Below are 20835 nucleotides of genomic sequence, written 5' to 3'. Positions count from 1 at the left end.
CACGCTAGTCGATGGGTGCCGACAGCAACGACCAACGTTGCAGCGCCTGGCGCGCTGTGTCGTCGCCGGCGGAGACCGTCACAGCGGCCTGCCCCTGGTCGGCGCCCCACACCGCGTGCGCGGTCGCCCGCACCACAGACAATTCGTCCTGGGGATCCTGCCCGGTGGCGTACACGGTGACCGTGTCGGTGTCGATGTCGATCCGCCAGGCCGGGTCGGGCCCGATGCGGAGCGCATCGGCGTCGGCGTGCAATCCCCGCAGATCCGCGGCGAGATATCCGGGACGCTCCGCGGGTGCGGCATGTACCGCATCGCTCGCGGTGCTGACGCCGGTGAGCACCATCAGGCTCGGCAGCCCGGCAGCGACGGCCCCGGCGATGTCGGTGTCGAGCCGATCCCCCACCACGAGCGGGGTCGCGAAGGTCCCGCGGCTCAACGCGTCGTTCATCAGTGTCGGCTGGGGTTTGCCGGCCACCAGCGGATTCTGCTGGGTGGCCACCTGCAACGCGGCCACCATCGAACCGTTGCCCGGCAGCAACCCGCGTTCCGAAGGAAGCGTCAGATCCACGTTGGCGGCCACCCACAGCGCTCCGGCGCGGATGGCCAGCGCGGCCTCGGCCAGGTCCGGCCACGCGGTGTTCGGCGAGTGCCCCTGCACCACCGCGACCGGACCCTCGTTGAACGTGCGAACCGGGCGAAGCCCGACATTGGACACCTCACCGGCCAGTGCATCCGTCCCGACGACGAGAACCGCGGAGTCCGGCGGCACATGGGCGGCCAACAGGTGTGCCGCGCTCTGCGCGCTGGTCACCACATCGTCGGAAGCGGCTGCGAATCCGAGGTCACGCAAGTGCTCGGCAACCTGCTCGGGAGCCCGTGATGCGTTGTTGGTGACATACAGCACCCGGGCGGCCACGCCGGCCAGGCTCTGAACCGCACCTGAGGTGGGCTCGTGGCCACGAAACACCGTGCCGTCGAGATCGAGCAGCAGGCAATCATGTTGCCGTGCAAGCGTGGTCACGTCAGGACAGCTCCGTGATCCGGTCTTCCGCGTCGGTGATGCCGTCGATATCGGCCTGCTCGGCATGGAGGAACCACTGCAGGGCCTCCTCGGTGCGTCCCAGCGCCAGCAGAGTGTCGGCGTATACGTAGAACAGCCGAGCCGCCGTCTGGCCCACCTTGGTCGGGTCGAGCTGCGGTGTGGACAGGATCGCCAACGCCTGCTCGAACTGCCCTAGATCCGAACGCGCGCCGGCTGTGACGATGCGCAGCTCGTCGGCATCCTCACCGGTGAGCGCGGTTGCCTCGTCGCTGCGAGCCAGTTCCAATGCCCGCTCGGGCCGTCCCACACCGCGTTCGCAATCGGCGATCATCGGCAGCAGCGCGGACTTGCTGCCCATACGCCGCGCAGCACGCAATTCGGCGAGAGCCTGTGCCCAGTCACCGCTGTGGTAGGCCGCGATGCCGACAGCCTCACGCACCACTGCGATCCGGCCGGCCCGGTTACGGGCGGCACGGGCGTGGGCGAGTGCGGCATCGGGATCTTCGTCGAGCAACTTGCCGGCCATCACGAGATGACGGGCGACGAAATCGGCGGTCGTCTTGTCCAGAGTGACCAGTTCCCGACGCACATCGGGAGCCAGTTCTTTGGCCTCCACGTCGGCCGGCAATCGCGGGCCCTCGTGCCTGGGATCGCCGTCAGCGGCCGGCTGCGCCGCACGCGCCCGGCCCGGCCCGGATGTCCGGGGCGCGCCGGCACGTTGATCCCGCCCACGCTGGTCGTAGTGCCGCCGAGGACCCGAATTGTTGCTCGATGTGCGGTCGTTGGATGCACGCCGCGGGCGCCGCTCTCCGTCGCCTTGTCTGTCTCCGACCACGTGTGCCTTTCTACCCGCCCTTCCCGCAAAGGATACTGGCAGCAGCCACGGCCGACATAATTATGTGAGCGCCGACGCAGCGGGTAATCACTCGAATATCAATGGAATTCGATGATCAAAATTGAGAAATAAAAGCGAATCGCCCCCCACGTAAAACGTGGGGGGCGATTAATGAGTGGCAAAAAACAACAAACAAAAACCACCAAACACACTATTGAGTTCTCAAACAACACGCCCGAGTTTGTCGCGCAGAAATCCCGCGGCTAAAAGCCGCTGAACTTTACTGCGGGCAGTGAGAATACCCACCGTAATGGGTGTCTCTCTCGGATTTCGTCCTCGCTCTCCGGCGCTTGTCCGTGTCGCTCTGACCTGGAATAAGTTACGTGAGCGCTAACAGCGAGTCAAATCGCCTGGTCGCTCCGACGTTTTCCCAGTTCAGAACCCGGCCGCCGGCTGGCCTAGGCGCCCACGCGCTCGACCCCGGCAATGTGCCGCTTGCCACGTCGCAACACGAGCCAACGCTCATGCAGAAAATCTGAATGCTGTGGTATCCACTCGTCGCTTTCAATACGAATGTTGTTCACATAGACGCCGCCCTCCGCGACGTTGCGGCGTGCCGCTCCCTTACTCGCCGCCAACCCCGTGCCGACCAACAAATCGATGATCGAATCCGGACCGCCCGGCTTCAGCTCGGCGACCTGTCCATTACTGGCCTCACGCAACGCGGCGCCGAGGGTGGACTGGTCGAGATCGGTCAACTCGGCCCGGCCGAACAGCGCCTGACTGGCCAGCTCGACCCCCGTGGTCGCGCCTTCCCCATGCACCAACGTGGTGAGTTCACGCGCCAACCGCTTCTGCGCGGCGCGTTCATGGGCGCGGTTCTGGGTGGCATCCTCCAGCTCGGCGATCTCATCCGAGGACAGGAAGGTGAACCAGCGCAGGTACCCGATCACGTCGGCATCGGCGGTGTTCACGAAGTACTGGTACCAGGCGTATGGGCTGGTCATCTCCGGATCGAGCCACAGGTTGCCGCCACCGGTGGACTTGCCGAACTTCTTGCCCTCCGAGTCGGTGACCAGCGGAGTTGTCATGGCGTGCACGGTGGCACCCAGCTTCTGGCGGACCAGTCGGGCGCCGGCCACGATGTTGCCCCACTGGTCGGAACCACCGATCTGCAATGCGCAGCCGTGGCGCTGGTGCAGCTCCACGAAGTCGTTGGCCTGAAGAAGCATGTAGCTGAACTCGGTGTAGGAGATGCCGTCGCCCTCCAGCCTGCGGCGCACCGTCTCCCGGTCGAGCATCACGTTCACCGAGAAGTATTTACCCAGGTCACGGAGGAATTCGATGGCCGAGAGCTGGCCCGTCCAGTTCAGGTTGTTCTCGACGATGGCGCCGGTCGGGGTGTCGTCGAATTCGACGAACCGTTCCAGCTGGCCGCGGATGCGACCGGCCCAGTCGGCGACCGTGTCGGCGGTGTTCAGTGTGCGTTCCCCGGTATCGCGAGGGTCGCCGATCATCCCGGTGGCCCCGCCGGCGAGCACGATGGGCCGGTGGCCGGCACGCTGAAACCGGCGCAGAGTCAGCAATGGCACCAGGTGGCCCGCGTGCAGGCTCGGCGCGGTCGGGTCGAAGCCCGAGTAGACGGTCATGGGCCCCTTGGCCAGGTCATCGGCCAGCGCGTCGCGGTCGGTCGACTGCGCGATCAGGCCACGCCAGTCCAGCTCATCGAGGATTCCCATGCTCATGACGACGATCATGCCGCATCGCCGACATCAATCACTGGCACCGGGCGCGGGGGCCCGCGGGCTGCGCCGGTATGCCGACACCTCTCCCCTGTCCGCCAGCCACAACCGCCATCTACGGTCGGCAGCCTTGCTCACACCGACCCGTGGGCCGTCGACCGCCGGAAGCGGATCACCCAACGTCAAGCGGACCGGGCTGTCGGCATCGAAGAGGTCAATTCCGTTGTCCTCCATGGTGATTCCCAGTGCCGAACAGAGGTTGCCCGGTCCCCGCGCCAGCGCCGCCGGGCGAATCGCCGGTCCACGACGGGCGCCGGCCACCTCGGCCCCGACGCACACCGACGCCGCTCGCAGCAGTACCGCGCCCGCGACACCGTCGTGCCCGCAGACCACATTCGCGCAGACGTGGATGCCGTGGCTGCGGTAGGTGTACAGATACCCCGGCGGGCCGAACATCACGAGATTCCGGCCGCCCGCACCGCGAAACGAGTGTGAGGCGGCGTCGGGCCAGGGTCCATCGGGCGGGCCGCCGTAGGCCTCCACCTCGACGATGACGGCGCTGACACCGCGGCCGGTCAGCTCGGCTCCCAACAGTCGGCGGGCCGCGACCAGGGGGGCACCAGTCAACAGCTCGGTGCCCATCTGCAAGCCCACCCGAGCGATTCTGCACTTCGCAAGATCCACCGTTGACACCGGCCACGCTTGAGCGCAGTATTCATCACATGATGACTTCATCGATCGATGAATTCTCTACAGGATTCCCCGCCGGGGCTGCTCCCCCGGCCATCGACATCGCCGGACTGCAGGTCAACCGCGGTGGGCGGCCTGCGATCCGCGACCTCACCGTGCAGATCGGCGGCGGTAGCATCACCGGTCTGCTCGGCCCATCGGGTTGCGGCAAGTCCACCTTGATGCGCAGCATCGTCGGGACTCAGATCGTCGCGGCCGGAACCGTCACGGTGCTCGGACACCCTGCCGGTTCCGCACCGCTGCGGCACCGGGTCGGGTACGTGACCCAGGATCCGACGATCTACGACGACCTGCGGGTGATCGACAACGTGCGGTACTTCGCCGCGCTGTACGGAACGTCGGCGGACTCGGCGGCAGATGCCATCCGGTCGGTCGGTCTCGACGATCACCGCACCGCCTACTGCGGCAATCTCTCGGGTGGACAGCGCACCCGGGTCTCGCTGGCCTGCGCCCTGGTGTCCGAGCCCGAACTCCTGGTGCTCGACGAACCCACCGTCGGCCTCGACCCGGTGCTGCGCGTCGACCTGTGGGAACAGTTCAACGAGCTGTCGCGACGCGGCACCACGCTGCTGGTCTCCAGCCACGTGATGGACGAAGCCGACCACTGCGGAGACCTGCTGCTCATGCGTGAAGGCCTACTGCTTGCCCACACCACCCCGGACCAGCTACGGAAGGACACGGAATGTACGTCCCTGGAGGAAGCGTTTCTCACCGTCATCCGGCGCAGCGACTCGGGCGCGATCAACCGAGCCGACTGAGCCCGGCGGCCTACCTGGCCACAACCGGCCGGATCCTGCGGCAACTGGCCGCCGACCACCGCAGCGTCGCGATGATCCTGGTGGTACCCAGCCTGATCATCACGCTGATGTACTTCATGTTCCAGAATGCGCCGCACCAGCCGGGACACCCGACGCCGTTCAACAACGCGTGCCTGATCATGCTCGGCGTCTTCCCGCTGATCGTGATGTTCCTGATCACCTCGATCACCATGCAGCGCGAACGCGTCTCGGGAACCCTCGAGCGCATCCTGACCACACCCCTGCGCCGCTTCGACCTGCTGGCGGCCTACGGCACCGCGTTCTCGATCGCCGCCGCGGCCCAGGCCACCCTGGCCTGCATCGTCTCGTTCTGGTTCCTCGGCCTCGACACCGCCGGCAGCCCCATCCTGGTGTTCCTGATCGCGATCATCAACGCCGTCCTGGGCGTCGGGCTCGGCCTGTTGTGCAGCGCGTTCGCCCGCACCGAGTTCCAGGCCGTCCAGTTCATGCCCGTGGTGATCGCACCGCAGCTGCTGTTGTGCGGCATCATCGTGCCGCGCGCCGCTCTGCCGGAATGGCTGCAATGGATCAGCAACGTGCTGCCGGCCAGCTATGCCCTGGAAGCATTGCAGCAGGTCGGCGCACATCCCGAGCTGACCGCCGTCGCGGCCCGTGACATCGCGATCGTGGTGGGATTTGCTGTATTGGCGCTCTGTCTGGCCGCGGCCACCCTGCGCCGCCGAACACCCTAGGAAGCCGTGAGTACCGACATCGATTCCGAACGAGAACGCAAACGCCCCGGCCGCCCCGCCGGTCCGTCGGACAGGCGCGAGCGCATCCTGGCCAGTGCGCGGGAGTTGTTCTCCCGCAACGGCATCGACAAGACCTCGATCCGTGCCATCGCGGCCGACGCCGGGGTGGACGCCGCCCTGGTGCATCACTACTTCGGCACCAAGACCCAGCTCTTCGCGGCGGCGATCCACATACCCATCGATCCGATGACCGTGATCGGAAGGCTCAAAGAGGTCCCGGTCGAGCAGATCGGGCACACCCTGCCGTCAATCCTGTTGCCACTGTGGGATTCCGACATCGGCAAGGGCTTCGTCGCGACGCTGCGCTCCATCCTGGCCGGCAACGACGTATCCCTGGTGCGGTCGTTCCTCCAGGAGATCATCATCGGCGAGATCGGGCCCCGGGTGGACAACCCGCCCGGCAGTTCCCGAGTGCGTATCCAGTTCGTCGCCTCGCAACTGGTCGGAGTAGCGATGGCGCGCTACATCCTGGAGTTGGATCCCTTCGCCACGCTCCCGGCGGATCAGATCGCCGAGACGATCGCGCCCACCCTGCAGCGCTACCTGACGGGCGACCTACCCGGATTCCCCTGATCCCGCCAACTCCAGCAGCCGGCGGTGCTCGGCGTCGTCCTCGATGGCCACAGCCTCGTCGACGAGCAGCACCGGGATGCCGTCCTCGATCCGGTAGGCCCGCCGCAACCGGGGGTTATAGAGCCAGTCCTTACCGGCCAGCAGCAGCGGCCCGCGGTCCTGCGGGCACACCAGGATGCTCAAAAGCTTCTCGTCGACCACGAAGTGAAGCTAGCCCAGCGGGATCGAGATGCCGCCACTGGGCTGACCGCCGCCCCCGCCCGGAATGGGAGCGATGCCGGGGTTGAGACCACTCTGCTTCGGAATCTGCGCCTGGGACTGTGCCTGCAACTTGCGCTGATAGGACAGCGTGCTCTTGAGGGCGTCGATCAACGGCACCTGGTTGGGCCGCTTGTCGAGCGCCTTCGTGATGGCTTCCCGGTTGGCGTTCGACGGCTTGTATCCCTGTTGACGCAGCTTCAGGATGTCGTGGATCAGCGTCGAGATCTGGCCACCGCCCTCACCGGTGTCGTAATCCTTGGCGATGATGGACAGCGCTTCGTCCGCGGTCATCTGCGTCGGCGCAGGCGCATCAGACCCCGACGCACCGGCCACCGGCGTCGGCTCAGCGGGATCGGCGGCCGCCGTCGGCGCACCCGCGCCTGCCAACGCCCCCAGGACCAGCGCACCGCCCGTCACCCATCCGGTGACGACCCGACGCCAGCTGTTCGCACCCGATCCCGATGTCATCGATCCTCCAGTCGTTCGGCCGTCCGCCGGAGCCTAACAGCGCATTACTGCCCCGGCACCCCGTCAGCTAGTCGGTCTCGGCTCGTCGTCGGCGGCTCGTGCGACGAGTTCGGCCCGGCTGGCCGCCGTCAATTTCTTGTACGTACCTGTATCGGCATCGAAGTACCAGCAGTTACGCCGGCCCGCTTTCGGGATGCCCGCCGCCCGCAACGGACCGATGAGCGGGCGGTACGACGCGCCGAGCTTCATGTCGGCCACCACGTGCACCACGTCGGGCGGGTTACCCGCGGCCAGATCGTCGAGCGCGTGGGTGAGGTCGGCCGTCGGGACGCTGCCGCCCGGGCGCAGCGCCAGAGCTGTCACCGCCAGTTGCCGACCCGCCTCCTCCACGCCGTAGGTCACCGACATGTCGACCGCATCCAGGCGGCCGACCGCGTCGTTGACGCTCGTCGCGAACACCGGACCCCGTTCGGTCCGGATCACCGCGCCACGGTTGTCGACCAGCCAGTAGTCGCCGTCCTCGTCACGACGGAACAGGAACTCGGTCGACACCCAGGTGTCGGCGGGCGCGAACACGCCCCTCTTGACCACAGCGGTCGGATCGACCGGGCCGCGCGGGTGTGCCAGGAGCACACCGACCTCGTTGGCCTCGGCCTTCCGTACGAAACCCTGCTCGTCCTCCAGGATCAGGTCATCGTCGGCGTCATAGGCGGCCAGTTCGACGGTGCCGCTGCCCGGCAACGGACGTCCCTTGCTGCCGATCTTGGCGCCGGAGACGTTGGCCAGCACGGCCTGTCCGTCGGTGGTGGCGAAGAACTCCACGACCTGGGCCGGCTCGAACACGTCGACCACCCGCTTCCACAGCCCGGCGGGCATGCCCGAGCCGATGAACAACCGGACCGGGTGGCTGCCGGTGAGCGAGAACGACGGATCGTCGATGACCTCGCGCAGCATTGCCCAGGTGTAGGACACCACCGTGACGCCGTACTGCCGGATCTCCTGCAGGAACCGGTCGGGCTGCAGCCCGCGCGACAACGCGATGCGCGAGCCGCCGACCACCGCACCACCCAGGCTGACCAGCAGCCCGGACTGGTGGTGCAACGGGGTCAGGCAGTAGACCGTGTCGCCGCGGCCGAGATTGGCCGCCGACGCGGTGCCGAACGCCGACAGAGCCCACCGGAAGTTGGTGATCTGGCGGGCCACGAGCTCGCCGCCGACCTCGCTGAAGGCGACGAAGGCCAGGTCGCGGGCCAGACCGGGGTTCGGGCGGTACCAGCCGGGCAGCTCGACGACATCGGGGTCGATCTTCTCCATGTCGACGATGGACGCGCCATCGGCTTCGTACTTGTCCAGATGCAGATCACGGCTCTCACCGCCGCCGAGAACCAGCACCCGCATATCGAGTTCGCGGGCCACCTCGAGGTGGCTCGGATCCGCGATGATCTCGGCCATGCCGCCGAGGCGCGCCGCCTCGGCCAGATCCGCCTCGGGCAGCAGCACCGCCACCGCCCCCAACCGGGACAGCGCCGCGATCGCGACCAACGCGCTCGGCCGGGTGTCCATCAGGACGCCGACCCGGGCGCCCTGGCGTACCCCGACGTCGATCAGGCCGCGCACCACGTTGTTGATCCGGCGGTCCACCGCCTCGTACGTGTGCACCCGCCCGTCGAAGAGCAGCGCTTCGCCGTTGGGGGCGCTGCGCGCCTGTTCGCTCATGATCCGGCCGAGCGAGATCCGGGTGTGATCGTTGACCTGACCCAACCGGGCCAGACGTGGCAGCGTGCGGGCCGTCTCGATGACCAGGGTCCGGGCGTTCTTGTTGGCCGTCACCAGCGCTTCGGCGGCCGAGCGCGCCACCCCGAACGCCATCTCGGTGGCCGCGGTGGCACTGTGGGTGACACGGGTGGAGAACGACACCCCGCCCTCGGGATGATCGGCAGGCTGCAACCCCATCGGGACCACACCTTCGGGCATCTGTTCTCCGCCAAGCCATTTCACCCACTGGGCCACCGTCGGCCAGGTCTGGGTGGAGGCCTTGGAACCCACGACCAAACCGAAATGTCCTGCCCTGATCAGGTATTCGTAAACATCCGCATCGGGCGCGGCCCGCTTGATACCCCGGACCGCGGCCGGTTGGCCGATGTCGTCGACCTCACCGACCACCGCGAGGATCGGGCAGTCGATGTCGGACAGGGTGACCAGGTCGCCGTGGACGGAAAAGCCTCCCGTCATCATCCGGTTGTGGGCGATGAACTGCTTGAGTAGTTCGGCGATCGCCGGCCCGGACCAGGCGATCCAGCCTTCCGACGACAGGAAGCGGCGCTGCTGCTCACGTGGCAGCAGGGCTTCGCGATCATGCAATTGGCGCAGGAACTCCAGGCGCGACTGCGCGGTCTTGATCGGGTCGAGCATCTGAAAACCGGTGCGGGCCAACCAGCCCGGGATGTCGATGCGGCTGAACACGTGGTCGGCCATGAAATCGGCTGCACCCGCGGCCACGCCGGCCGGAAGGTTCATCGGCAGCGCGGCGAGGGTGTCCACCGGGGAACCGAAGGCGATGATGCTGGCCAGGTCCTTGGACCGCCGATAGGCCGCGGCCTGGTAGGCGAACATCCCGCCCTGCGAGTAGCCGGCCAGGTGCACGTCGCGACCGCTGACCTCTTTGACGATGTCGATGGCTTCCGACAGCGCCACCACGTGGTCGGCGAGGTTGCGCTGCATACCGCCCTCGACCTTGTCCGGTGAGCCGAAGTCGATCACCCACGGGTCGATGCCCGCAGCATGCAGGATGCCGACCGCGCCATCGTCGCGCGTCACGTCCCACATGTCGGCCGACATCATCATCGGGTGCACCATCAGTACCGGGGGGCGCGGATCCTGGACACCGGGGCGGACGTCCGGCGGGAAGTACCGCCGGAGCCGGTACATCGGCACGCTCTGGATGATCTGGAACGGCGACGGGACGGAGCCGGTCTCCAGTCCCCCGTAGCGCAGCACCTCCAGACCGTTCTGCGCGGTCGCCAGCAACCGCTCGACGGGTCTGGTCACTGCCGAGAAATCCACCAGCTTGCTCCCCACATCGCAACTCACCCCGACCCCCGATTGACGAGGTCATCATGGCACAACAGCAACCGATCACCGACTTGATCACCCGGACGTCGACAGTGGCCCCATGCGATGCCACTGTCACGGCCACCGGCAGATAGGGTCGGCGGCGATGGCACACCTGCTCGGGGGCGAAACCCTGCATCTGGAATACCCCGCCGGGGTGGTGTTCGACTCGGTCACCGTCGGCGTCAGCGAAGGCGACCGGATCGGCATCGTCGGCCGCAACGGTGACGGCAAATCCAGCCTGCTGGCCATGCTGGCCGGTCGCCTCGAACCCGATTCCGGACGGGTCACCGTGCGCGGTGGCGTGCGGGTCGGCGTACTCGATCAGGCCGACACCCTCGACGACGCCGACACCGTCGGCCACGCCGTGGTCGGCGATGTGCCCGAACACGAATGGGCCGGCGACCCCCGGGGGCGCGACGTCATTTCCGGCCTGCTCGGCGACTTGCCTTGGGACGCAGAGCTCCGCACGCTGTCGGGCGGACAGCGGCGCCGGGTCGCTCTGGCCAAGCTGCTGGCCGGGGATCACGACGTGCTGGCGCTTGACGAGCCGACCAACCACCTCGACGTGGAGGCCATCACCTGGCTCGCCGAGCACCTCAAGAAGCGCTGGTCCGCGTCGTCCGGTGGGCTCCTGGTGGTGACGCACGACCGCTGGTTTCTCGACGAGGTCTGTACGACCACATGGGAAGTGCACGACCGCATCGTCGAACCGTTCGACGGCGGCTACGCCGCCTACATCCTGCAGCGCGTGGAACGCGACCGGCAGGCGGCCACGATCGAGGCACGCAGGCAGAACCTGGCCCGCAAGGAACTGGCCTGGCTGCGCCGCGGCGCCCCGGCTCGCACGTCCAAACCCAAATTCCGCATCGACGCGGCCAACGCCCTGATCGCCGACGTACCGGAGATCAGGGACAAGGTCGCACTGCAGTCCCTCGCGGTGTCACGGCTGGGCAAGCAGGTCGTCGACCTGCTGGATGTGTCGGTGAGCTACGGCGACCGCGAGGTGCTGCACGAGGTCGAGTGGCGGATCGCCCCAGGCGAGCGCACCGGGATCCTCGGCGTCAACGGCGCCGGAAAATCGACGCTGCTGGGTCTCATCGACGGTTCGGTGCAACCGACCGCCGGCCGGGTCAAACACGGTAAGACGCTGCAGGTGGCGACCCTCAGACAGAGCGTGGACGAGCTTGCGCCCCACCTCGGCGACCCCGTGCGGGTGGTACTCGCCAATCTGCGCACCACGTATGTGTTCGGCACCGGATCAAAGGCCCAGGAACTCACGCCCGGACAGTTGCTGGAGCGCCTCGGGTTCTCCAGCGCCCAGTTGTCGACACCGGTCAAGGACCTCTCCGGCGGGCAGCAACGTCGCCTGCAACTGCTGTTGATCCTGCTCGCGCAGCCCAACGTGCTGATCCTCGACGAGCCGACCAACGACCTGGACACCGACATGCTCTCAGCCATGGAGGATCTGCTCGATTCGTGGCCCGGCACGCTGATCGTGGTGAGCCACGACCGGTATTTTCTGGAGCGCGTCACCGACCAGCAGTACGGCATCCTCGGCGGACGTCTGCGGCATCTGCCGGGCGGGGTGGACGAGTACCTGCGGTTGCGCGCCGCGCATGCGTCGGCGACCGGCGCGGCACCGGCCGCCGGCACTGCAGCGGAGGGACTGTCCGGCGCCGACTTACGGGCAGCGCAGAAGGAAGTGTCCGCCCTCGAACGCCGGCTGGAGAAACTGCAGCAACAGATCGACCGCTCCCGAACGGCGATGGCGGACCACGACCAGTCAGATTTCGAGGGACTCGCGGCCAAGGTGGCCGCCATCCGCGCGCTTGAGGACGAAGTCACCGAGGTCGAGGAACGCTGGTTCGAACTCGGCGAGCAGATCGGCTAAGGGCGCAGCCGGATCCGCAACTCTTCCATGGTGTTCCGCACCGTCCCGAGCTGCTTGGCGACCTGCACCGGCGCGGTGCCGCCGCGTGCGCTGCGCGCGTTCACCGAACCCTCGACGGTCAGCACCTCACGCACCTGGGCGGTGAGCGCGGGGTTGATCGCGGCGAACTCGTCATCGGTGAGCTCGTCGAGCCCGACACCGCGACCCTCGGCGGTCTGCACCGCGGCGCCCGCGGCCTCATGGGCGACGCGGAACGGAACACCCTGGCGCACCAGCCATTCGGCGATGTCGGTGGCCAGCGTGTAACCAGCCGGCGCCAGCGCGGCCATCCGGGCCTCGTCGAAGGTCAGCGTGCCGACCAGTCCGGCCATCGCAGGCAGGAGCAGCTCCAGCTGCGCCACCGAATCGAAGACCGGTTCCTTGTCCTCCTGCAGGTCCCGGTTGTAGGCCAGGGGCTGCGCCTTGAGCGTGGCCAGCAGACCGGTGAGGTTGCCGATCAGCCGCCCGGACTTGCCGCGGGCCAGCTCGGCGATGTCCGGATTCTTCTTCTGCGGCATGATCGAGCTGCCGGTCGACCAGGAGTCGTGAAGCGTGACGTAGCCGAATTCGGTTGTGCTCCACAGGATGATGTCCTCGGCGAGCCGGGACAGATCCACCCCGATCTGGGCGAAGATGAACGCCGCCTCGGCGGCGAAGTCCCGCGCCGCGGTGGCGTCGACGGAATTGTCTGCCGCCGAAGCGAATCCGAGATCCGCGGCGATCGCGTCGGGATCCAGACCGAGTGACGAGCCGGCCAGCGCCCCCGAGCCGTAGGGCGAGACCGCGGTGCGGTCGTCGAAATCGGCGAGCCGGTCGACGTTGCGCAACAGCGGATGGGCATGCGCCAGAAGATGGTGCGCGAGCAGGATCGGCTGGGCGGCCTGCAGATGGGTCTTGCCGGGCATGATCGCCGTCGGATGCGCCGCGGCCTGCACCGCCAGCGCGTTGACCACCTCGAGCACGCCGTCGGCGACGCGGCGGACGGCGTCGCGCAGCCACATCCGGAACAGCGTGGCGACCTGGTCGTTGCGGGAGCGTCCGGCCCGCAGCCGGCCACCCAGATCGGGCCCGACCCGGTCGATCAGGCCGCGCTCCAGCGCTCCGTGCACATCCTCGTCGGTGACCAGCGGCTCGAAACTGCCGTCGGCGACATCGGAACCCAGGCTGTCCAGGCCCGCGAGCAACCCGTCGCGCTGCTCATCGGTGAGCAGACCGGCCCGGTGCAGGACCCGGGCATGGGCCTTGGACGCCGTGACGTCATACGGCGCCAGCACCCAGTCGAAGTGGGTCGACTTGCTCAGGGCCGCAAGGGCGGCCGAGGGACCGTCGGCGAACCGGCCGCCCCACAGCGAGCCCTCGTTGGTGGTTCCGTCGTTGCTGCTCATCTCATCCAGCTTCCTGCCGCGCGAGCGACCGTGGGTGTACATCCAATGCGGCGTGTCGCCGTACAGACACGGTCGCTCGCGGTGCGAAGTTACTCGCGGTGCGAAGTTAGAGGCCCAGGTCGCGCTTGGCCGAGATCTTGGAGCTCAAGCCGTGCAGCTGCACGAAGCCCTTGGCCGCGCTCTGGTCGAAGCTGTCGCCCTCGTCGTAGGTGGCGAGGTTGAAGTCGTACAGCGATTCACCGGAACGGCGGCCATTGACGATGATGGCCCCGGCGTGCAGAACCAGCCGGATGTCGCCGGACACGTGCTGCTGTGTGTGCTCGACGAACGCCTCCAACGAGCGCTTCAGCGGGCTGAACCACAGGCCGTCGTAAGTGAGCTCGCCCCACTTCTGGTCGACGCCGCGCTTGTACCGGCCCAGCTCGCGCTCAAGCGTCACGTGCTCGAGCTCGGTGTGCGCGGTGATCAGCACCATCGCGCCCGGTGCCTCGTAGATCTCGCGGCTCTTGATGCCGACCAGCCGGTCCTCGACCACGTCGAGGCGGCCCACGCCCTGGGCGCCGGCCCGGGTGTTGAGCTCCTGGATGATCTCCAGCACGCTGAGCGGACGGCCGTCGATCGCCACGGGGCGGCCCTTGTCGAAGCTGATGATCAGCTCATCGGGGGCGTTGAAGTTGACCGTCGGGTCCTGGGTGTAGTCGTAGACGTCCTTGGTCGGCGCGTTCCACAGATCCTCGAGGAACCCGGTCTCCACCGCGCGGCCCCACACGTTCTGGTCGATAGAGAACGGCGAGCGCTTGGTGACGTTGATCGGGATCGCATTCTCCTCGGCGAACGCGATGGCCTTCTCGCGGGTCCAGGCGTAGTCGCGGACCGGTGCGATGACGTCCAGTTCCGGTGCCAGCGAGGCGAACCCGACCTCGAACCGCACCTGGTCGTTGCCCTTGCCGGTGCAGCCGTGCGCGACGACGGTGCCACCGTGGCTGCGCGCCGCATCCACCAGGTGCTTGACGATCAGGGGACGGCTGATGGCCGACACCAGCGGGTAGCGATCCATGTAGAGCGCGTTCGCCTTGATGGTCGGCAGGCAGTATTCGTCGGCGAACTCGTCACGGGCGTCGACCACGACCGCCTCGACCGCACCGCAGTCCAGGGCACGCTGGCGTATGACGTCCATGTCCTCGCCGCCCTGACCGAGATCGATGGCGACGGCGACGACCTCTTTACCGGTCTCCTTGCCGATCCAGCTGATCGCGACCGAGGTGTCCAGACCTCCGGAATACGCCAGGATGACGCGTTCGGACATGAGCAATCTCCTTGTTCTGAGCTCTACTTCAAGTTTTCGATGGTGTTGGCAAGTTCGGCCCCGGTCATCGGTTCGCGCGCCACCATCAGGATGGTGTCGTCACCGGCGATGGTGCCGACCACATACGGCAGGGCGGCGCGATCGATCGCGCTGGCCAGGTAATGCGCGGCCCCGGGCGGGGTGCGCAGCACGGCAAGGTTAGCGCTGGCATCGGTCGATACCAGCAACTCCCCCAACAAGCGGGTCAACCGCTCGGTGCCACCGGACACACCCCGCACCGGGCTGCCGTCCTCGGGCACCACATAGACGCCGACACCGCCGTCGGCGCCGCGCAGTTTCACCGCGCCGAGTTCCTCCAGGTCCCGCGACAACGTCGCCTGGGTGACCTCGATGCCCTCCTGGCCCAGCAGTGCCGCCAGTTCGGTCTGGCTGCTCACCTGCCTGGACGACAGCAGGGCGATGATGCGGGCCTGACGGCCGGCGCGCGTCGGTGCACTCACCTGTTCTCCAGCAACCAGACCAGCAGAGCCTTCTGGGCGTGCAGCCGGTTCTCGGCCTCGTCGAACACCGCGCTCTGCGGGCCGTCGATCACCTCGTCGGTGATCTCGTGCCCACGGTGCGCCGGAAGGCAGTGCAGCACAATGGCTGCCGGGTCGGCGAGCTTGAGAAGCTCGGCGTTGACCTGGAACGGACGGAATGGCCGCACCCGGTCGAGGCCGTCGTTCTCCTGCCCCATCGAGGTCCAGGTGTCGGTGACGAGCACGTCGGCTCCGTCGGACCCGGCCCTCGCGTCGTCGGTGAGTGAGACCGTCGCCCCGGTCTCGGCCGCACGGCGCTTGGCGGCGTCGACGAAATGCGGATCCGGTTCGAAACCGGCAGGCGCGGCGATCGTGACGTGGATGCCCGCGGTGACCCCGCCCAGCATCAGCGAGTGCGCCATGTTGTTGGCACCGTCGCCCAGGTACGTCAACTTCAACCCTTTGAGGCCCTCCGCGCCTCCCCGGCGCTCGGCCAGCGTCTGCAGATCGGCCAGCACCTGGCAGGGGTGGAACTCGTCGGACAGCGCATTGACAATCGGGACGGAGGCACCACTTGCCATGGCCGTCAGCCGCTCCTGGGCGAAGGTCCGCCACACGATGGCATCGACGTAGCGGGACAGCACCGCGCCGGTGTCCTCGAGGGTTTCCTCGCGGCCCAGCTGGGTGCTGCGTCCGTCGACCACCACGGCATGGCCGCCGAGCTGGGCGATGCCCATCTCGAACGAGAACCGCGTGCGAGTCGAGTTCTTCTCGAAGATCACCGCGACGCCGCGCGGACCCTCGAGCGGGCGCCGCGAGAACGGCGCCTTCTTCAGCTCGGCCGCCAGGGCGAGCACCTCGGCCTGCTCATCGGGCGACAGATCGTCGTCGCGCAGGAAATGCCGGGTCATGAGTCAGCCTCCACAGCGGTATCGAGAACGGCGGGCAGAGCGGACAGGAAGGTCTCGATCTGCGGTTCGGTGATGATCAGGGGCGGCGCCAGCCGGACGACGTCGGCAGCCGCGGCGTTGACCAGGAAGCCGGCGTCACGCGCCGCGGCCTCGACGGCCTTGGCGCTCGGTGCGGTCAGCACCACACCTTGCAGCAGACCCTTGCCGCGTACGTGATCGACGAGCGGATGGCCCAGCTCCTCGATGCCGTGGCTCAGGGTCTTGCCGAGCACCCCTGCCCGTGCGATCAGGTCCCCGTCGGCCAGCGCCTTGAGCACGCCCAGCGCGGCCGCGGTACACACCGGGTTGCCACCGAAGGTGCTGCCGTGCAGGCCCGGGGTGAGCAGATCACCGGCCGCCCCGATGGCCAGGCAGGCACCGATCGGCAGTCCGCCGCCGAGCCCCTTGGCCAGGGTCACCACGTCGGGGGTGATGCCGTCGTGCTGATGGGCGTAGAACGCACCGGTACGCCCCACTCCGGTCTGCACCTCGTCGAGAACGAGTAGCGCGCCGTTCTTTGTGGTGATGTCCCGGGCGGCAGCCAAGTATCCGGCGGGCGGGACGACGACGCCGCCCTCCCCCATGATCGGTTCGAGGAATACCGCGGCGGTGTCCGAATCGACCGCCGCGGCAAGGGCTTCCACGTCGCCGTAGGGCACATGGGTGACGTTGCCCGGCAACGGCTCGAACGGTGCCTGCTTGGTCGGCTGGCCGGTCAGTGCCAGCGACCCCATCGTGCGGCCGTGGAAGGCGCCTTGGGCGGCGACGATGTTCGTCTTGCCGGTGAGCCGGGTGATCTTGAAGGCGACCTCGTTGGCCTCGGTGCCCGAGTTGCAGAAGAACACCCGCGCCTGGGTTCCCAGATGCCCCACCAGCGCCTCGGCCAGTGCTATGCCCGGCTCGGTGGCGTACAGGTTCGACGTGTGTCCCAGCGTGTTGAGCTGGGTGGTGACGGCCTCGATCACGGCCGGGTGGCGGTGGCCGAGCAGGTTGACCGCGATACCGCCGAGCAGGTCCAGATAGGACTTGCCGTCGGTGTCGGTCACCACGACGCCGTCACCGCTGGCCAGTGCCAACGGCGGGGTGCCGTAGTTGTTCATCATCACCGCTTCCCAGCGGTCCTGGAGGGTCATGCCGATACCACCTTGGTTCCAGTTCCTTCATCGGTGAAAAGCTCGACCAGCACGCAGTGTTCGACGCGGCCGTCGATCACGTGCGCGCTCGGCACCCCGCCGGCCACCGCCCGCAGGCATGCTTCGATCTTGGGCACCATGCCCGACTCGAGTGTCGGCAGCAGTTGCGTCAGTGCAGCCGTGTCGATCTCGGTGACCAGCGACGAGCGGTCGGGCCAATCGGTGTAGAGGCCCTCCACATCGGTGAGCATGACCAGCTTCTCGGCGCCCAAAGCCTCGGCCAGGGCCGCGGCCGCGGTGTCGGCATTGATGTTGTGCACCACGCCGTCGGCATCGGGCCCGATGGTGGAGACCACCGGAATCCGGCCCGCGGCAATGAGATCCAGCAACGAATCGGCGTTGACATGTTCGACGTCGCCGACCAGCCCGATGTCGGTTGCCACGCCGTCCACGGTGACGCTGCGCCGCACCGCGGTGAACAGGTGCGCGTCCTCACCGGTGAGGCCCACCGCGTAGGGGCCGTGGGCGTTGATCAGGTTGACCAGCTCGCGGCCCACCTGACCGAACAGCACCATGCGCGCCACATCGAGGACCTCCGGGGTGGTCACCCGGAAGCCGCCCTTGAAATCGCCTGGGATGCCGAGCTTCTTGAGCATCGCGCTGATCTGCGGCCCGCCGCCGTGCACCACCACCGGATGGATGCCGCAGTTGCGCAGAAACACCATGTCGGCGGCGAAGGCCGCCTTGAGGGTGTCGTCGGTCATCGCGTTGCCGCCGTACTTGACGACGACGATCTTGCCGTGCAGTTGCTTGAGCCACGGCAGCGCCGAGGCGAGCACCTGGGCCTTGACGCCGCGCTCGATGGCTTGGCTCATGAGCTGTAGGCCGAGTTCTCTTCGACGTAGGCGTGCGACAGATCGGTGGTCCTGATGGAAGCACTGTTGCCTCCCACTCCCAGGTCCACGACGACGATGATGTCTTCACCGGACAGGTCGACCTCGCGGGCACCCGGAGCACCGGCACCGTCGATGCACACCGGAGAACCGTTGAACGACACGCTGATCCGTTCCGGATCCAGCTTGACCGGGGCGATCCCGACCGCGGCCAGGACCCGGCCCCAGTTGGGGTCGGAGCCGAACAGTGCGGTCTTGACCAGGCTGTCGCGGGCGATGACACGTGCCGCGACCAGCGCGTCGTCCTCGGTGTCGGCGCCGGTCACGGTGATGACGACGCGCTTGGTGACACCTTCGGCGTCGGCCTGCAGCTGGGCGCACAGGTCGTCGCAGACCCGCAGCACGGCCTCGTTGAGATCGTCCTGGCTCGGGGCGATCTCGCTGGCGCCCGATGCCAGCAGCAGCACGGTGTCGTTGGTCGAGCAGCTGCCGTCGACATCGAGCCGGTCGAAGGTCAGTGCCGCGGCCCGCTTGAGCGCGGTGTCCAGCGCCGCAGCGTCCGCGACGGCGTCGGTGGTCAACACCACCAGCATGGTGGCCAGGGACGGTGCCAGCATGCCGGCACCCTTGGCCATCCCGCCGAGGGTCCAGTTCTCCCCCGACTCCGCCGAATGGTGCAGCGCAACCTGTTTCGGCACGGTGTCGGTGGTCATGATGGCCCGCGCGGCGTCGTCTCCGCCGGTCAGCCCGCCTGCGATCTCGTGCACGATCTCGGTGACCCCGGCCAGCACCTTGTCCATCGGCAACCGGTCACCGATCAGGCCCGTCGAGCACACCGCGACCTCGATGGCACCGGTCTCGGTGCCCCAGTCGCTCAGCGCGGTGGCCACGGCCTCGGCGGTGGCGTGGGTGTCCTGGAAACCCAGCGGGCCGGTGCACGCGTTGGCGCCTCCCGAGTTCAGCACCACCGCACGCAGCCGACCGGTGGTCAGCACCTGCTGCGACCACTGCACCGGGGCGGCCTTGATCTTGTTGCGGGTGAATACCCCCGCCGCGGCGTAGTCCGGCCCCTCGTTGAAGACCAGGGCCAGGTCCGGCGCGCCGGATGCCTTGATACCGGCGGCGATTCCGGCGGCCCGGAAGCCGGCCGGAGCGGTGACACCCTGGGTGCGGACCAGCTTGGCGGTCTGCGCGGTCCCGGTTTGCGTCGACTCGGTCAAGGTGCCACTCCCACGATCGAAAGTCCTTCGGTTTCGGGCCAGCCCAGCGCCAGGTTCATCGACTGCACCGCGGCGCCCCCGGTGCCCTTGGTGAGGTTGTCGATGGCGGCGATGGCCACCAGTGTCTTCGCCTGCTCATCGACGGCGACCGCGAGCTGCGCGGCATTGCTGCCGATCACCGACCCGGTCTTGGGCAGCTGCCCCTCGGGCAGCAGGTGGATGAACGGCTCCGCGCCGTAAGCCTTTTCGTAGGCGGCCCGGACCTCGGCCTCCGATGCCTCGGTGCGGGCGGTGCAGGTGGCCAGGATCCCCCGGGAGGTGGGGATCAGCACCGGGGTGAACGAGACGGTGACGTCCTTGTCGGTCACCGACCGCAGGCCCTGGGCGATCTCCGGGGTGTGCCGGTGCTTACCGGCGATGTTGTAGGCGCGAGCCGAGCCGATCACCTCGGAGCCCAGCAGGTCCACCTTGGCGGACTTGCCCGCACCCGAGGTGCCGCTGACGGCGACGACCGTGACGGCCGGTTCGACGAGGTCGGCGGCCACCGCGGGCAGCAGAGCCAGCAGCGCGGCGGTCGGATAACAGCCCGGCACCGCGATGCGCTTGGTGCCTTTGAGCCGGTCCCGGGCGCCCGGCAGCTCGGGCAGCCCGTAGGGCCAGCTGCCGGCGTGCGCCGAACCGTAGAACTTCTCCCAATCGGCGGCGTCGGTCAGCCGGAAGTCGGCACCGCAATCGATGATCAGAGTGTCGGGACCGAGCTGCTCGGCCAGCGCCGCGGAATGACCGTGCGGCAGCCCGAGGAACACCACGTCATGGCCGGCCAGCACCTCGGCGTCGGTGGGCTCCAGAACACGCGAGGCCAACGGCAACAGGTGCGGATGATGCTCGGCCATCGTCGTCCCGGCACTGGAGGCCGCGGTCAACGCCCCGATGGTCAACCGGCCGTCAGAGTAGGCCGGATGCCCGAGCAGCAACCGCAGGATCTCTCCGCCGGCGTAGCCGCTGGCACCGGCTACCGCTATCGAAGTCATGCGGCAATTCTGCATTGTTATGCATGCAGATGCAAATTCATTAATCGGCGCGAAAGTCGAGCGTGGGGGCTGTGCACGCAAAACCCCACAAATGCGTGCACAGCCCCCACGTTC

Annotated in this window: 19 protein-coding genes; 4 read left to right on the top strand and 15 right to left on the bottom strand. The window is 67.8% G+C overall.

Annotated elements, in window-relative coordinates; translation table 11 throughout:
* Positions 1-4: 4 nt before the first annotated feature.
* From EH231_RS07325 to EH231_RS07310, 4 genes are all read right to left on the bottom strand, one after another.
* Positions 5-1021, bottom strand: coding sequence for an HAD-IIA family hydrolase (locus tag EH231_RS07325; RefSeq protein ID WP_124712160.1), 1017 nt, complete (start codon positions 1019-1021; stop codon positions 5-7).
* A 1-nt stretch (position 1022) separates the two neighbouring features.
* A complete protein-coding gene (locus tag EH231_RS07320) occupies positions 1023-1877 on the bottom strand; it encodes a tetratricopeptide repeat protein (protein ID WP_090432970.1) in 855 nt (284 codons plus the stop codon).
* Positions 1878-2335: 458 nt separating this feature from the next.
* A complete protein-coding gene (gene tyrS, locus EH231_RS07315; RefSeq protein WP_164480800.1) occupies positions 2336-3622 on the bottom strand; it encodes a tyrosine--tRNA ligase in 1287 nt (428 codons plus the stop codon).
* Positions 3623-3649: 27 nt separating this feature from the next.
* Complete coding sequence (locus EH231_RS07310; protein ID WP_090432035.1) at positions 3650-4261, bottom strand: DNA-3-methyladenine glycosylase; 612 nt, start codon at positions 4259-4261, stop codon at positions 3650-3652.
* A gap of 80 nt (positions 4262-4341) precedes the next feature.
* On the opposite strand from EH231_RS07310, the gene EH231_RS07305 reads away from it, so the two are divergent.
* Genes EH231_RS07305 through EH231_RS07295 form a run of 3 tightly spaced genes read left to right on the top strand, consistent with a single transcriptional unit; the run spans position 4342 to position 6512 of the window.
* Positions 4342-5127, top strand: a complete 786-nt coding sequence (locus EH231_RS07305) for an ABC transporter ATP-binding protein (protein ID WP_124712159.1) — start codon at positions 4342-4344, stop codon at positions 5125-5127.
* A complete protein-coding gene (locus tag EH231_RS07300; protein ID WP_164480799.1) occupies positions 5052-5879 on the top strand; it encodes an ABC transporter permease in 828 nt (275 codons plus the stop codon). The genes EH231_RS07305 and EH231_RS07300 overlap by 76 nt, the downstream gene beginning before the upstream one ends.
* 6 nt (positions 5880-5885) lie before the next feature.
* Positions 5886-6512, top strand: coding sequence for a TetR/AcrR family transcriptional regulator (locus tag EH231_RS07295; protein ID WP_090430892.1), 627 nt, complete (start codon positions 5886-5888; stop codon positions 6510-6512).
* Here EH231_RS07295 and EH231_RS07290 read toward each other — a convergent pair.
* The 3 genes from EH231_RS07290 to EH231_RS07280 form a co-directional block, all read right to left on the bottom strand.
* Positions 6495-6713 (bottom strand): Trm112 family protein, encoded by a 219-nt coding sequence (locus EH231_RS07290; RefSeq protein ID WP_090430894.1) that lies wholly within the window; start codon positions 6711-6713, stop codon positions 6495-6497. The two genes, EH231_RS07295 and EH231_RS07290, sit on opposite strands and share 18 nt — an antisense overlap.
* A gap of 9 nt (positions 6714-6722) precedes the next feature.
* Complete coding sequence (locus EH231_RS07285; RefSeq protein ID WP_090430896.1) at positions 6723-7241, bottom strand: hypothetical protein; 519 nt, start codon at positions 7239-7241, stop codon at positions 6723-6725.
* Positions 7242-7304: 63 nt separating this feature from the next.
* A complete protein-coding gene (locus tag EH231_RS07280; protein WP_205868057.1) occupies positions 7305-10307 on the bottom strand; it encodes an acyl-CoA synthetase in 3003 nt (1000 codons plus the stop codon).
* 151 nt (positions 10308-10458) lie between these two features.
* Between EH231_RS07280 and EH231_RS07275 the strand changes: the two genes are divergently transcribed.
* Positions 10459-12246 (top strand): ABC-F family ATP-binding cassette domain-containing protein, encoded by a 1788-nt coding sequence (locus EH231_RS07275; protein ID WP_124712157.1) that lies wholly within the window; start codon positions 10459-10461, stop codon positions 12244-12246.
* Here EH231_RS07275 and argH read toward each other — a convergent pair.
* The 8 genes from argH to argC form a co-directional block, all read right to left on the bottom strand.
* A complete protein-coding gene (gene argH, locus EH231_RS07270; RefSeq protein ID WP_090432038.1) occupies positions 12243-13670 on the bottom strand; it encodes an argininosuccinate lyase in 1428 nt (475 codons plus the stop codon). The two genes, EH231_RS07275 and argH, sit on opposite strands and share 4 nt — an antisense overlap.
* Before the next feature lie 106 nt (positions 13671-13776).
* Positions 13777-14976 carry an argininosuccinate synthase gene (locus EH231_RS07265; RefSeq protein ID WP_090430898.1) on the bottom strand — a complete coding sequence of 400 codons (1200 nt, stop codon included), beginning with the start codon at positions 14974-14976 and terminating at the stop codon, positions 13777-13779.
* A 23-nt stretch (positions 14977-14999) separates the two neighbouring features.
* On the bottom strand, positions 15000-15476 hold the full coding sequence (locus EH231_RS07260; RefSeq protein WP_044524087.1) for an arginine repressor: 477 nt from the start codon (positions 15474-15476) through the stop codon (positions 15000-15002).
* Complete coding sequence (gene argF / locus EH231_RS07255) at positions 15473-16405, bottom strand: ornithine carbamoyltransferase (RefSeq protein WP_124712156.1); 933 nt, start codon at positions 16403-16405, stop codon at positions 15473-15475. The genes EH231_RS07260 and argF overlap by 4 nt, the downstream gene beginning before the upstream one ends.
* Positions 16402-17577 carry an acetylornithine transaminase gene (locus tag EH231_RS07250; protein WP_090430901.1) on the bottom strand — a complete coding sequence of 392 codons (1176 nt, stop codon included), beginning with the start codon at positions 17575-17577 and terminating at the stop codon, positions 16402-16404. Before EH231_RS07250 ends, argF begins: the two co-directional genes overlap by 4 nt.
* Complete coding sequence (argB, locus tag EH231_RS07245) at positions 17574-18452, bottom strand: acetylglutamate kinase (RefSeq protein WP_090430902.1); 879 nt, start codon at positions 18450-18452, stop codon at positions 17574-17576. Before argB ends, EH231_RS07250 begins: the two co-directional genes overlap by 4 nt.
* Positions 18449-19690 carry a bifunctional glutamate N-acetyltransferase/amino-acid acetyltransferase ArgJ gene (argJ, locus tag EH231_RS07240; protein ID WP_090430904.1) on the bottom strand — a complete coding sequence of 414 codons (1242 nt, stop codon included), beginning with the start codon at positions 19688-19690 and terminating at the stop codon, positions 18449-18451. Before argJ ends, argB begins: the two co-directional genes overlap by 4 nt.
* The gene (gene argC, locus EH231_RS07235) at positions 19687-20721 is read right to left on the bottom strand and encodes an N-acetyl-gamma-glutamyl-phosphate reductase (RefSeq protein WP_090430906.1); all 1035 of its coding nucleotides are present in this window, start codon (positions 20719-20721) and stop codon (positions 19687-19689) included. The genes argJ and argC overlap by 4 nt, the downstream gene beginning before the upstream one ends.
* Positions 20722-20835: the final 114 nt, after the last annotated feature.

The organism is Mycolicibacterium nivoides, assembly GCF_003855255.1.
Lineage (GTDB): Bacteria > Actinomycetota > Actinomycetes > Mycobacteriales > Mycobacteriaceae > Mycobacterium > Mycobacterium nivoides.
This window is presented reverse-complemented; position numbering and strand designations above follow the sequence as displayed.

Coding starts and splice junctions, on each gene's coding strand:
- EH231_RS07285 (WP_090430896.1), bottom strand. CDS start 7,241: ATGACATCGGGATCGGGTGCGAACAGCTGGCGTCGGGTCGTCACCGGA.
- tyrS (WP_164480800.1), bottom strand. CDS start 3,622: ATGAGCATGGGAATCCTCGATGAGCTGGACTGGCGTGGCCTGATCGCG.
- EH231_RS07250 (WP_090430901.1), bottom strand. CDS start 17,577: ATGACCCTCCAGGACCGCTGGGAAGCGGTGATGATGAACAACTACGGC.
- argH (WP_090432038.1), bottom strand. CDS start 13,670: ATGAGCAGCAACGACGGAACCACCAACGAGGGCTCGCTGTGGGGCGGC.
- EH231_RS07305 (WP_124712159.1), top strand. CDS start 4,342: ATGATGACTTCATCGATCGATGAATTCTCTACAGGATTCCCCGCCGGG.
- EH231_RS07300 (WP_164480799.1), top strand. CDS start 5,052: ATGTACGTCCCTGGAGGAAGCGTTTCTCACCGTCATCCGGCGCAGCGA.
- EH231_RS07275 (WP_124712157.1), top strand. CDS start 10,459: ATGGCACACCTGCTCGGGGGCGAAACCCTGCATCTGGAATACCCCGCC.
- argF (WP_124712156.1), bottom strand. CDS start 16,405: ATGACCCGGCATTTCCTGCGCGACGACGATCTGTCGCCCGATGAGCAG.
- argC (WP_090430906.1), bottom strand. CDS start 20,721: ATGACTTCGATAGCGGTAGCCGGTGCCAGCGGCTACGCCGGCGGAGAG.
- argB (WP_090430902.1), bottom strand. CDS start 18,452: ATGAGCCAAGCCATCGAGCGCGGCGTCAAGGCCCAGGTGCTCGCCTCG.
- EH231_RS07265 (WP_090430898.1), bottom strand. CDS start 14,976: ATGTCCGAACGCGTCATCCTGGCGTATTCCGGAGGTCTGGACACCTCG.
- EH231_RS07310 (WP_090432035.1), bottom strand. CDS start 4,261: ATGGGCACCGAGCTGTTGACTGGTGCCCCCCTGGTCGCGGCCCGCCGA.